Annotated in this window: 11 protein-coding genes; 9 read left to right on the forward strand and 2 right to left on the reverse strand. The window is 67.7% G+C overall.

Annotated elements, in window-relative coordinates; translation table 11 throughout:
• Positions 1-13 precede the first annotated feature (13 nt).
• A complete protein-coding gene (locus tag A7X97_RS11795; protein ID WP_049413806.1) occupies positions 14-1,066 on the forward strand; it encodes a linear amide C-N hydrolase in 1,053 nt (350 codons plus the stop codon).
• Here A7X97_RS11795 and A7X97_RS11800 read toward each other — a convergent pair.
• Positions 1,063-1,842, reverse strand: a complete 780-nt coding sequence (locus tag A7X97_RS11800) for a DUF6491 family protein (RefSeq protein ID WP_005416318.1) — start codon at positions 1,840-1,842, stop codon at positions 1,063-1,065. The genes A7X97_RS11795 and A7X97_RS11800 overlap by 4 nt on opposite strands.
• An 81-nt stretch (positions 1,843-1,923) precedes the next feature.
• Between A7X97_RS11800 and A7X97_RS11805 the strand changes: the two genes are divergently transcribed.
• From A7X97_RS11805 to thrC, 6 genes are all read left to right on the forward strand, one after another.
• On the forward strand, positions 1,924-2,619 hold the full coding sequence (locus tag A7X97_RS11805) for a helix-turn-helix transcriptional regulator (RefSeq protein ID WP_111007964.1): 696 nt from the start codon (positions 1,924-1,926) through the stop codon (positions 2,617-2,619).
• 167 nt (positions 2,620-2,786) lie between these two features.
• A complete protein-coding gene (locus A7X97_RS11810; protein WP_088497314.1) occupies positions 2,787-3,737 on the forward strand; it encodes a DMT family transporter in 951 nt (316 codons plus the stop codon).
• Between the two features lie 138 nt (positions 3,738-3,875).
• Positions 3,876-4,013, forward strand: a complete 138-nt coding sequence (locus A7X97_RS21915; protein WP_172412145.1) for a hypothetical protein — start codon at positions 3,876-3,878, stop codon at positions 4,011-4,013.
• 84 nt (positions 4,014-4,097) lie between these two features.
• Complete coding sequence (gene thrA / locus A7X97_RS11815; RefSeq protein ID WP_072169061.1) at positions 4,098-6,602, forward strand: bifunctional aspartate kinase/homoserine dehydrogenase I; 2,505 nt, start codon at positions 4,098-4,100, stop codon at positions 6,600-6,602.
• Positions 6,599-7,513 (forward strand): homoserine kinase, encoded by a 915-nt coding sequence (locus tag A7X97_RS11820; protein ID WP_072169062.1) that lies wholly within the window; start codon positions 6,599-6,601, stop codon positions 7,511-7,513. Before thrA ends, A7X97_RS11820 begins: the two co-directional genes overlap by 4 nt.
• A gap of 29 nt (positions 7,514-7,542) precedes the next feature.
• Positions 7,543-8,829, forward strand: a complete 1,287-nt coding sequence (gene thrC, locus A7X97_RS11825) for a threonine synthase (protein WP_072169063.1) — start codon at positions 7,543-7,545, stop codon at positions 8,827-8,829.
• A gap of 57 nt (positions 8,830-8,886) precedes the next feature.
• Here thrC and A7X97_RS11830 read toward each other — a convergent pair whose 3' ends face one another.
• On the reverse strand, positions 8,887-9,639 hold the full coding sequence (locus A7X97_RS11830) for a Crp/Fnr family transcriptional regulator (RefSeq protein ID WP_005416324.1): 753 nt from the start codon (positions 9,637-9,639) through the stop codon (positions 8,887-8,889).
• A gap of 127 nt (positions 9,640-9,766) precedes the next feature.
• Between A7X97_RS11830 and hisS the strand changes: the two genes are divergently transcribed.
• Together hisS and A7X97_RS11840 are read left to right on the forward strand one after the other, a co-directional pair.
• Complete coding sequence (gene hisS / locus A7X97_RS11835; protein ID WP_072169064.1) at positions 9,767-11,161, forward strand: histidine--tRNA ligase; 1,395 nt, start codon at positions 9,767-9,769, stop codon at positions 11,159-11,161.
• A gap of 440 nt (positions 11,162-11,601) precedes the next feature.
• Entirely contained in the window at positions 11,602-11,910 is a 309-nt protein-coding gene (locus A7X97_RS11840; protein ID WP_088497315.1) for a YerC/YecD family TrpR-related protein, read from the forward strand.
• Positions 11,911-11,936: the final 26 nt, after the last annotated feature.

An 11,936-nucleotide genomic window follows, 5' to 3' on the forward strand; every position in this document is an offset into this window, starting at 1 on the left:
GGAGCGCAACGACATGGCACGGATGAAGTGGAAGGAAAGGGCACTGCTGGCGGTCGCGCTGGCTGCCGCAGTGGCACCGGCGCTGGCCTGCACGCGCGCGGTCTACCTGGGCGACAACGGTGATGTGATCACCGCTCGCTCCATGGACTGGAAGGTTGATGTGGCGACCAACCTCTACGTGCTGCCGCGCGGCATCGCGCGCACCGGCCAGGCCGGGCCGAAGTCGCTGGCCTGGACGGCGCGCTACGGCTCGGTGGTGGCCACCGGTTATGACGTATCGACCACCGATGGCATGAACGAGAAAGGCCTGGTGGCCAACCTGCTGTGGCTGGTCGAATCGGAGTATCCGAAGCAGCGCGGCAACAAGCCGGGCCTGGCCATCTCACTATGGGCGCAGTATGTGCTGGACAACTTCGCCACCGTAGACGAGGCGGTCGCGGCGCTGCAGCGCGAGCCGTACTCGATCGTCACCGACAAGGTGCCGGGCGAAGACCGCCAGGCCACGCTGCACCTGTCTCTGTCAGATGCCAGTGGCGACAGCGCCATCGTCGAATACATCGGCGGTCGCCAGGTGATCCACCATGACCGGCGCTACCAGGTGATGACCAACTCACCGATCTTCGAGCAGCAGCTGGCACTCAACAGCTACTGGCAGCAGATCGGCGGCACGGTGATGCTGCCGGGCACCAACCGCTCAGCCGACCGTTTCGCGCGCGCCTCGTTCTACATCAACGCCATTCCCAAGGCGGAAGACCCGGTGGTGGCGCTGGCCAGTGTGTTCAGCGTGATCCGCAACGCCTCGGTACCGTATGGCATCACCACCCCGGGCGAACCGAATATTTCATCCACGCGCTGGCGCACCGTGGCCGACCACAAGCGGCGGTTGTACTTCTTCGAATCGGCACTGACACCGAACACCTTCTGGGTCGACCTGAACAAGGTCGATTTCGGCGGCAAGGTGCTCAAGCTCGATCTCGGTCCGGACCAGCGCAATACCTTTTCCGGCGACGCGCTGGGCCACTTCGTGCCCAGCGCACCGTTTGCGTTCCTCGGCGTCGACGGTTAGTTCGACGCCTGGCTGGAAGCCGGATAGACCGCCTGGATCGTGCAGCCGCCGCGGGTGTACTGCGGCAGCGGCGCCAGCGCGTCGTTGCGCAGGTCACCATTCTCGAATCCGGCGGTGAGGATGCGATCGCCCGGATTGCCACAGATCAGGCCGTTCTGCATGCCGGAGTGGAAGCTCAGCTGTGGCGCACGGTCGAGCTGGCGGCAGTGGCTGCCAAGCTCCACGCGATAGTAGCGGTGACCCCCATTGCGATGCGGATTGGTCTCCACCAGCATGCCCTGCGGGTCGGACGACCACGCGCGCACGTTGCGCGTGGCAAAGCAGTACGACGGCGAACCACCGAAACTGCGGCGGATGTCCCTGCGCTCGCGGATGGTCAGGGCGGGCAGGGTGGCCATGCGCAGGCGATCGCTGTCGCGGGCAACGCTGGCGTAGTCGCGATCCTGCACGGGGGTCACCGCGCTGATCGCGCAGCTGCGGCCATCGACCACCACACGCTCGCTGGGGCGACCGCAGGCCCAGCCGGCGGGTGCTTCAAGTTTCAGCGTGGTGGCACCGCGGACGCCGGGACACTCTTCGCTGAAGTCGATCCGATAGGCCTGGCCCGAGGCGGCTCGCAGGGCGATTGAACGCGATGAAGCCTGCTCCACTTCCTGGACGCCGACCGCGTCCATGCAGTGCGGGGCCGGTGGCGTACGTTCCTGCGCGGAGGCCGAGGCGGTGAGCGCCAGGCCGAGGCTGGTGGCAAGCACCAGGGACAGCTGCTGATGGGTCATGACCTGCACTCCCTGCGTTGGATGACGGATCGACTATAGCAGCGGTTTGCACGGCCGTTGTTACACGCGCACACTGCCCGGATGGGCGCCATCTTCCATCTGCGGCACTACGGGCAGGCCACCGGCCTGGACCGCCATGACTACGCGCAGTGGGTGCTTCCGCTGCAGGGCGAACTGCAGTTCGAGATGGAAGGGCGCGGCGGCCGGCTGGACCTGCTGCAGGGGGCATTTGTGGCCGCCGGCGAAGCACATGACCAGATGGCGGACGGCCCCAATGGTTTCGTGATCGTTGATTGTCCTCCAGGCGTGCTGGATGACGGCACGCAGGAGCATCTGTGCCGCCAGCGCTGGCTGCATCTGCCGCTGGCATTGCGTCTGCGCCTGGCCGAGGTGCAGGCAGGGCAGCCGATGCCGGCGTTGCTGCCGCAGTTGCTGCAGGCATTTGCACCGGCGGGCAGTGGGGCGCGCATGCAGGGCCTGTGCGCGGCGGTGCAGGCCGATCCCGGCCGGGCCTGGCCGGTTGCCCGGATGGCCGGATTTGTCGGTGTCAGCGAGAGCCGGTTGCACGCATTGTTCCAGCGCGAGTTCGGGCTGAGCCCGCAGGCCTGGCTCAGTGCGTGCCGCTTGCGTTGGGCCAAGCATCAGCTGCGCACCACTGCCGCGCCGATCAGCGATATCGCACTGGCTGCAGGTTATTCCGAGCAGAGCGCACTGACCCGTGCGCTGCGCCGCGAATGTGGCCAGACCCCCGCTGCGTGGCGCAGGGGTGCCGGCTGAGTTGTAGAGCCGAGCCGATGCTCGGCTGCCCTTGTCTGCACAACGGCGAATCGCAGCCGAGCATTGGCTCGGCTCTACAGAGGTGACAAGGCAGCAGCCTGGGTCAAGAGCGCCCAGCGGCCAGCGCTTACACTGCGCGGCCCGTTCCATCCCCCCGGACAACCCGAATGCGCAACAACCCGATGGCCGTGGGCATCGCCAATGGCGTGGCCGCTGGCGCGCTGTGGGGCGTGGTCTTTCTCGCGCCTGCCGTGCTTCAGTCGTTCAATGCGCTGCAACTGTCCGCCGGCCGCTACCTGGTCTATGGCCTGATGGCAGTCGCCCTGCTGCTGCCGCGATGGAAGCGGCTGGCACTGCGGCTGGGCCGTGCCGAATGGATCGGCCTGCTGTGGCTGAGCCTGGCAGGCAACCTGGTGTATTTCCTGCTGCTGGCGACCGCCGTGCAGTGGGCCGGTGGCGCTGCGGCATCGCTGATCGTCGGCCTGATACCGGTGGTGGTCACCCTCGTTGGCGTGCGCGAGCCGGGCGCTGTACCACTGAAACAGCTGCTGCCGGCACTGGGGCTGTGCGTGCTGGGGGTCGCCCTGGTGGGTTGGGAAGCGCTGATGTCCGAGCACCTGGTCACCCCGTGGCGGCAGCGCCTGATCGGGCTGCTGTGCGCGTTCGGTGCGCTGTTCTCGTGGGCGCTGTACTCGATCGGCAACAGCCGCTGGCTGGCGCGCAGGCCAGACCTGTCCAGCCATGACTGGTCGCTGCTGACCGGCGTCACCACTGGCGGCCTGGCCCTGCTGCTGGTGCCGATGGCCTTCAGCGGGCACACCGGCAGCCATACGGCGGCGCAATGGAGCGGGTTCTGGGCGATCAGCGCCGGCGTGGCAGTGGTGGCCTCGATCCTCGGCAACGCATTCTGGAACCGTGCCAGCCGCCTGCTGCCACTGACCCTGACTGGCCAGATGATCGTGTTCGAGACCCTGTTCGCGCTGCTGTACGCCTTTGCATGGCAGCAGCGCTGGCCCTCGCTGCTGGAAGCGCTGGCAATCGTGTTCCTGGTGGCTGGCGTGATGCTGTGCGCGCATGCCCATCGCACACCGCGGGCGATCACCGAACATGCCGGCTGAATGCAGTCGTCAAGCGTGCTGATGCCGGCTTTGTCTCAGTTGCAACCAAATGTAGGCGCGTTGGCCGATGATCGCCGCATCGGTTTTTTGCATCGCAGCACTTGACACCGGCCGGGCGCACGGTGTTTTCTGTGCGCCATGGTCCTTGATGCCGCCCACGCCAGCCTGATCGCCCCCGCCATTGCGGGCCGTTCGACTGCGCCGGTCGCGACCATCACCACCATTACCACCACCACCGCCACCACTGCCCTGGTGCGGCCCGTCGTCTTCGTGTAACTCCCGAAAACCACGGCCCCGCACCCTACAGGTGGCGGGGAAACTCGACACCTGCATGCGACGGGGCCTCCTACCGAGGTCTGCATGTCTCCCCACGCCCCCGCTCATTCCGTTGCCCCGGCCGACCTGGCTGCCGCGTTCACCGTCGTGCACAAGTTCGGCGGCACCTCGGTGGCCGATGCCGAACGCTATCGCCATGTGGGCGGCCTGTTGCTGGCCCGTCCCGAATCGCTGCAGGTCACTGTCGTCTCGGCGATGAAGGGCGTCACCGACGCGCTGATCGAACTGGCCCAGCTGGCGGCCAAGGGCGATGGAGGCTGGCGTGAGGCCTGGCATGCCCTGCGCGCACGCCATCGCGGCGCTGCCGTGGCGCTGCTGGGCGAGCAGGTGGGCGAGACGGTCGAATGGATCGACGCCCGCTTCGATCAGCTGGCCGAAGTGCTGGCCGCGCTGGAAGTGATCGGCGAGCTGCCGCGCGAGGTGCTGGACCGTGTGCAGGGCTTGGGCGAAGTGTTTTCCGCACAGCTGCTCGGCACGCATCTGCGCGCGCTGGGCGAAGACTGCGCGGTACTCGACGCGCGCGATGTGCTGGTGGTCGGGCATGGCGAACTCGGCGTGGATGTCGACTGGGAAGCCAGTGCCGACCGCCTGGCCAAGTGGCGCCTGCAGCATCCGCAGTCGCGCCTGGTTGCCACCGGATTCGTCGCACGCGATCGCGATGACCGCATCACCACCCTCGGTCGCAACGGCAGCGACTATTCCGGTGCGATCTTTGCCGCGCTGTTCAACGCTGACGAGCTGCACATCTGGACCGATGTCGATGGCGTGCTGTCGGCGGACCCACGGCTGGTGCCCGAGGCGGTGCAGCTGGAAGCGCTGAGCTACGACGAGGCCTGCGAACTGGCGTACTTCGGCGCCAAGGTGGTGCATCCGCAGACGATGTCGCCGGCGATCCGACTCGGCCTGCCGATCTTCATCCGCAATACGTTCCAGCCGGCGCATCCGGGTACGCGGATCAGCGCCGAGCGCTCGCCGCGCGGGCCGGTGAAGGGCCTGACCCTGAGTCCCGGGCTGGCGCTGCTGAACCTGGAGGGCACTGGCCTGATCGGCGTGCCGGGTACCGCCGAGCGTGTGTTTGCCGCCCTGCGCCAGGCGCAGGTCTCTGTGGTGATGATCTCGCAGGGTTCCTCGGAACATTCGATCTGCTGCGTGGTGCGCGCCGCCGAAGCTGCGCGCGGCCGCGAGGCACTGCTGCACGCATTTGCGCACGAGCTGTCAGCGGGACAGGTGCAGCGCGTGCAGGTCAGTGAGGGCGTCAGCGTACTGGCTGCGGTCGGTGACGGCATGGCCGGGCAGCCAGGTGTGGCGGCGCGCCTGTTCGAGGCACTGGGGCGTGCGCAGGTGAACATCCTGGCGATCGCGCAGGGCTCGTCCGAACGCAACATCTCGGTCGCCGTGGATAGTGCCGATGCCACCCGTGCGTTGCGCGCGGCGCATGCAGGCTTCTGGCTGTCGCCGCAGACCTTCGCGGTCGGTGTGATCGGGCCCGGCAACGTTGGCGCCGCACTGCTGGACCAGTTGCTGGCCGCGCGCCCGCAGCTGCTGGCCAAGGCCAATGTGGATCTTCGCCTGCGTGCGCTGGCCTCGCGTTCGCGCATGCGCCTGGAAGTGGACGGCCTGCATGCGGACTGGCGCGAGGCCCTGCGGGACGCGGGTGAATCCAGCGATCTTGATCGTTTCACCGAGCACCTGCTGGCTGCGCACCTGCCGCATGCGGTGGTGATCGACTGCAGTGGCAGTGCCGAGGTGGCCGAGCGCTACGAGGGCTGGCTGGCGGCAGGCATCCATGTGGTCACCCCTAACAAACAGGCGGGTGCCGGGCCGCTGCCGCGCTACCAGCGCATCCGCGCCGCCGCAGCGGCCAGTGGTGCGCGCTTCCGCTACGAGGCCACGGTGGGCGCGGGCCTGCCGGTGATCACCACGCTGCGCGATCTGGTCGATACGGGTGACGAGGTGCTGGCCATCGAGGGCATCTTCTCCGGCACGCTGGCCTGGCTGTTCAACCGCTTCGATGGCAGCCAGCCGTTCTCGCAGCTGGTCGCGCAGGCGCGGTCGATGGGCTATACCGAGCCGGATCCGCGCGATGATCTGTCCGGTGTGGACGTGGCACGCAAGCTGGTGATCCTTGCACGCGAGGCCGGCCACGCGCTCAGCCTGGAACAGGTACAGGTGGAAAGCCTGGTGCCGGCACTGCTGCGCGACGGCAGCGTGGATGACTTCATGGCACGGCTGGGCGAGTCCGACGCTAGCCTGCTGCAGCGCCTGCAGGATGCACGGGCGCGTGGCGCGGTGCTGCGCTACGTGGCACGGCTGGGCACCGACGGCGCCTCGGTGGGCCTGCAGGAACTGCCGGCCGACCATGCCTTCGCCAACCTGCGGCTGACCGACAACGTGGTGCAGTTCCGTACCCGCCGCTACTGCGACAACCCGCTGGTGGTGCAGGGACCGGGCGCTGGACCGGAAGTGACGGCGGCGGGCGTGTTCGCCGACCTGCTGCGGGTAGCCGCTGGCGAGGGAGCACGCCTGTGATCGCACGTGCATTTGCGCCCGCCTCGGTGGCCAATGTGGCGGTGGGCTTCGACATACTGGGGCATGCCATTGCAGGCGTTGGCGATACGGTGAGCGTGCGGCGTATCGATGAGCCGGTGGTGCGCATCGAGGCGATCCGCGGCAGTGCGGTCGAACTGCCGCTGGAGGCGGCCGGAAACACGGCAGGTGCGGCGTTGATGTCGCTGCGCGCAGGGCTGGGCCTGCACTTCGGCTTCGCGGTGGAGATCGACAAGGGCATTCCATTCGGCTCCGGCATGGGGGGCTCGGCAGCCTCGTCCGTCGCTGCGCTGGTTGCTGCCAATGCATTGCTGGATGCGCCGCTCTCGCGCGAGGCGCTGTACCCGTTTGCACTGGATGGCGAGGCCGTGGCCAGTGGGGGCCGCCATGGTGACAACGTGGGGCCGCTGCTGCTCGGCGGGCTGGCGTTGTGCACGGCTGACCGCCTGCTGACGATCCCTGTGCCAGCCAGTTGGCACAGCCTGCTGGTGCACCCGCACGCGGTGCTGGAAACCCGTCTGGCACGCCAGGCGCTGCAAGGCAGCTATGCGCTGGGTGAATTCGTGGCGCAGAGTGCGAATCTTGCGCTGGTGCTCAGCGGCTGCCATCGCAGCGACGCGGCGCTGGTGCGCGCTGGCCTGCGCGATGTGCTGGTGGAGCCGCGACGGGCGGGTCTGATCGGCGGCTTCGAGATGGCTCGCGATGCGGCGTTGTCAGCCCGTGCAATGGGCGCGGGCATCTCCGGTGCCGGCCCCAGCGTATTCGCCTGGTTCGAAGATGCCGACCAGGCCCACGCTGCCGCGGCGCCGGTGCAGGCCGCATTCGCTGCTGCCGGCTTCGACAGCGATGCCTGGGTGTCGCCGCTGGATGCGCCGGGAGCCCGGCTGTGCTGAATCCTTCTCCCTCTTTGGATACTGAACCCATGCAATTCGTTTCGACCCGCGGCCGGTCCCCGGCCGTTGGCCTCAGCGCGGCCATCGCTGCAGGCTTGGCACCCGATGGTGGCCTGTACGTGCCCCAGGCACTGCCGGCGCCACGTGAGCTGGAAGCCGGTGCGACCCTGGCCGATACCGCTGCAGACCTGCTGGCACCGTTCTTCGCCGGGGATGCGCTGGAGGCCGCATTACCGTCGATCTGCCGCGAGGCGTTCGACTTCCCGGTGCCGCTGCGCGCGCTCGGTGACGGTGACCACGTGCTGGAACTGTTCCATGGACCGACGGCGGCGTTCAAGGACATTGGTGCGCGTTTCCTGGCCGGTACGCTGTCGCGGCTGCAGGCCGGCAAGGACCGCGAACTGACCATCGTCGTCGCCACCTCTGGCGATACCGGCGCCGCCGTTGCCGCGGCCTTCCATCGCCAGCCAGGCGTACGCGTGGTGGTGCTGTATCCGGATGGCCGCGTGTCACCGCGCCAGGCGCACCAGCTCGGCTGCTTCGGTGACAACATCCAGGCGCTGTGCGTGGCCGGTGCCTTCGACGACTGCCAGGCCATGGTCAAGCAGGCGCTGGCCGACCGCGAACTGCAGGCACAGGTGCCGCTGAGCTCGGCCAACAGCATCAGCCTCGGTCGCCTGCTGCCGCAGATGAGTTACTACGCACATACGGCACTGAGCCACTACGCGTTGCATCGTCGCCGGCTCAACCTGGTGGTACCGACCGGCAACCTGGGCAACGCAATGGCCGCAGTGCTGGCGCGCGCGCTGGGCGTGCCGATCGGACAGATCGTGCTGGCCACCAATGCCAACGCCGTATTGCCGGCGTACTTCAACGGTGGCGAGTACCACCCGCAGGCCAGCGTGGCGACCGTGGCCAATGCCATGGATGTGGGGGCGCCCAGCAACTTCGAGCGCCTGCGCTGGCTCTACCAGGGTGACGATGCCGAACTGCGTGCTGCCTTCCGGGCGTTTGCGGTGGATGACGTGACCATCCGGGCCACCATTGCCGCCGCGCATGCCAGCAGGGGCGAGCTGTTCTGCCCGCATACGGCTACGGCGGTGAAGGTGCTGCAGGACCTGCGCGCCCGTGGTGCCAAGGGCGACTGGGCGGTGGTGGCCACCGCGCATCCGGCCAAGTTCGAGGCCGTGGTCGAGCCGTTGATCGGCGAACCTGTGGCCGTGCCGCCGGCATTGGATGCGTTGTTGCAACGGGCGGCGCACGCCGAACCGTTGGCCGCCGATTACGCGGCGTTGCGCGAGGTGTTGTTGCGTTGATCGGAGATGGATGGGATTGCCGGCCGCTGGCCGGCAATCCCAGCAACCGCAGTGCGGTCAGATCAACCCTTCACCGGCCAGCGTGCGCAGCCCGTCCTCGTCGAGGATCTCCACTACGTTCAGGTGGGGCAGGGCAATCAGCCCTTGCTGGCGCAGCTTGGTGAAGGTGCGGCTGACCGTTTCCATGGTCAGGCCCAGATGGTCGGCGATGTCGCCTCGGCCCATCGGCAGCGACACGCGCAGGCCGTCGCCGCCCAGCCTGGCTTCACGCGCGGCCAGGCGCAGCAGGAAATCAGCCAGCTTCTCGGCCGGCTGCAGGCGTGCCAGCGCCAGTGCAGCGTCCTGCGCGGCATCCAGTTCCTGGCAGGCACGCTGCAGCAGCTTGCGCTCCAGGTGCGGGAAGCGGCTGCGGAGCGCCTTCATCTGTGGCAGCGCGACGCGGCAGACACGGCTGTCGGCGATGGCTTCGATGTCGTAGCGGTGATGGTCGCTGCCGCTCAGGCCCAGGTAGTCGCCGGGCAGCACGAAGCCGTTGATCTGGCGGCGGCCGTCGGCCAGGGTGCGTACCAGGCGCAGTGCGCCGGCAGTCAATGTATAGACATGGTCGCGTTCTTCACCCGTGCGGGCCAGCGTGCTGCCCATGCTGACCTGCTGCGAAACGGTGACCTGTTCCAGCGCCTGCACTTCATCGGGCGACAGCGCCGAGCACACCGCAAGGTGGCGAACCGAGCAGTGCAGGCAGTCCAGCGTGGTGCAGGACGGCGAGGCGGGATCGTTGGTGGCGGGCGGAGCGCCGGAAGGCCGTGACATGTTGCGGGGGCGTATCGCGGGCGGGGGAGGGCCTTATGATACTTCAAGCGGCCGTTCGACCCTGCCCGAGGCGGGGGCGCTAGAATGTCGCCCCCTCCCACGTCCCGTTCCAGCAGGAGTTCCGCCCGTGATCAAGCCCCGTACCCCGCCCGGCACCCTTGAACTGCTGCCGCGCGAGCAGATTGCGTTCCAGCGCATGCTGGACGTGATCCGCCGCAACTACGAGCGCTTCGGGTTCCTGCCGGTGGAGACGCCGGTGTTCGAGCTGTCCGACGTGCTGCTGACCAAGTCCGGCGGCGAGACCGAGCGCCAGGTGTACTTCGTGCAGTCCACCGGTGCGCTGGCCAATGCGGCCGAATCGGGCGACCGTTCGCTGCCGGAGATGGCGCTGCGCTTCGACCTGACCGTGCCGCTGGCACGCTACGTGGCCGAGCACGAACACGAACTCACCTTCCCGTTCCGTCGCTACCAGATGCAGCGCGTTTACCGCGGCGAGCGTGCTCAGCGCGGCCGTTTCCGCGAGTTCTACCAGTGCGACATCGACGTGATCGGCAAGGACAGCCTGAGCGTTCGCTATGATGCCGAAGTGCTGGCGGTCATCCACGCCGTGTTCTCGGAACTGCGCATCGGTGACTTCAGCATCCAGCTGAACAACCGCAAGCTCATGCGCGGCTTCTTCGAGAGCCTGGGCGTGGCCGAAGGCGAGCGCCAGCTGGCGGTGCTGCGTGAAGTGGACAAGCTGGACAAGCGCGGCGCCGATTACGTGCGCGAGACGCTGGTGGGCGAGGGCTTCAACATCCCGGGCGAGCAGGTCGAGAAGATCCTGGCCTTTGTGGCCGTGCGTTCGCAGGGCCATGCCGATGCGCTGGCGCAGCTGGCCACGCTTGAAGCCGACGGCGGCTCTTCGGAAATCCTGCGCACCGGCGTGGCCGAGCTGCGCGAAGTGCTGCAGCTGGTGCAGGCGCTGGGTGTGCCGGAGAGCGCGTACTGCCTGAATTTCTCCATCGCGCGCGGCCTGGACTATTACACCGGCACCGTCTACGAGACCACGTTGACCGACCATCCGCAGATCGGCTCGATCTGTTCGGGCGGCCGCTACGAAGACCTGGCCAGCCACTACAGCAAGTCGAAGCTGCCGGGCGTGGGCATCTCCATCGGCCTGTCGCGCCTGTTCTGGCAGCTGCGCGAAGCCGGCCTGATCGATGGCATCGAGGCCAGCAGCGTGCAGGCACTGGTGGCACTGATGGACGAGCAGGGCATGCCGCAGTCGCTGGACATCGCCCGCCGCCTGCGCGCCGGTGGCATCAACACCGAAGTGCAGATGGAGCCGAAGAAGATCGGCAAGCAGTTCCAGTACGCCGCAAAGGCGGGCATCCGCTTCGTGGTGCTGGCCGGTGAGGACGAGCTGGCGCGCGGCGTGGTGGCGGTGAAGGACCTGGTGCGCGAGCAGCAGTTCGAAGTCTCCCGCGATGAGCTGGCGAGCACTTTGCAGGTGGAGCTGGAGCAGTCCAAGGTGATGTAACGGCCACTGGCAGCATGCAACACTTCAAGGAAACGCCCACCAACCGGTGGGCGTTTTCGTTTCCGGGCCCCGGCCGTCCCGACAGCTCGCGGCCAACCGTCGAAGGCGGGGTGGGTCCGGTTGAGGGGGCGTGAGCCGCATAAATGCGGCGACCGAGCTTACATGGGTGAGGGCGCTTTGCTTGCGAAGCACTGCTTCGCAAGCGCCCGAACGCCCAGCCGCCAGCGGCTGGGCCGGGCCCCGGAGGGGTACTTGCAGCGCCCCCCTCAAGCGGATCCATCCCGCCAACCCTCGGAAACCAGCTTTGCTGTTGCTCTGGCTCTTGCCTCTGCGGGTGCAGGGCAGCAGCCCTGCCGTACCCCAACTGACGATTTGACGCACTGCGCAAGAATGCGCTAATGTACTAACGCGCTATTACATTGATGCATGGAAACAGCCCCGTGAAAGCCCGCCCCGAGATTGCCGCCAAAGACCCGAAGGCCGACCTGGAAGCCCTGGCCCTGGCCTTTGCCGCCCTGCGCGAGCCGGAGCAGGTGGAAGCCTTCCTGCGCGATCTGTGCACGCCGGCCGAACTGGAAGCCATGGCCGACCGCTGGAAAGTGGTGCCGTTGCTGCAGCAGGGCGTGCCGTATCGCGAGATCCACGAGCGCACCGGCGTGAGCGTGACCACCACCGGACGGGTGGCACGCACGCTTGAGCATGGCCATCGAGGCTATGCCGCTGCCATCGACCGCCTTGCTTCGCGCTGATCCGCGCCCCGTTCCGAACTTCGAGA

The organism is Stenotrophomonas sepilia (assembly GCF_003244875.1).
Lineage (GTDB): Bacteria > Pseudomonadota > Gammaproteobacteria > Xanthomonadales > Xanthomonadaceae > Stenotrophomonas > Stenotrophomonas sepilia.

Bases quoted from the DNA above. Each gene is read 5' to 3' on its own strand.
- A7X97_RS21915 (WP_172412145.1), top strand. From the start codon at position 3,876: ATGGTCCTTGATGCCGCCCACGCCAGCCTGATCGCCCCCGCCATTGCG.
- A7X97_RS11810 (WP_088497314.1), top strand. From the start codon at position 2,787: ATGCGCAACAACCCGATGGCCGTGGGCATCGCCAATGGCGTGGCCGCT.
- thrC (WP_072169063.1), top strand. From the start codon at position 7,543: ATGCAATTCGTTTCGACCCGCGGCCGGTCCCCGGCCGTTGGCCTCAGC.
- A7X97_RS11805 (WP_111007964.1), top strand. From the start codon at position 1,924: ATGGGCGCCATCTTCCATCTGCGGCACTACGGGCAGGCCACCGGCCTG.
- A7X97_RS11830 (WP_005416324.1), bottom strand. From the start codon at position 9,639: ATGTCACGGCCTTCCGGCGCTCCGCCCGCCACCAACGATCCCGCCTCG.
- thrA (WP_072169061.1), top strand. From the start codon at position 4,098: ATGTCTCCCCACGCCCCCGCTCATTCCGTTGCCCCGGCCGACCTGGCT.
- A7X97_RS11800 (WP_005416318.1), bottom strand. From the start codon at position 1,842: ATGACCCATCAGCAGCTGTCCCTGGTGCTTGCCACCAGCCTCGGCCTG.
- A7X97_RS11795 (WP_049413806.1), top strand. From the start codon at position 14: ATGGCACGGATGAAGTGGAAGGAAAGGGCACTGCTGGCGGTCGCGCTG.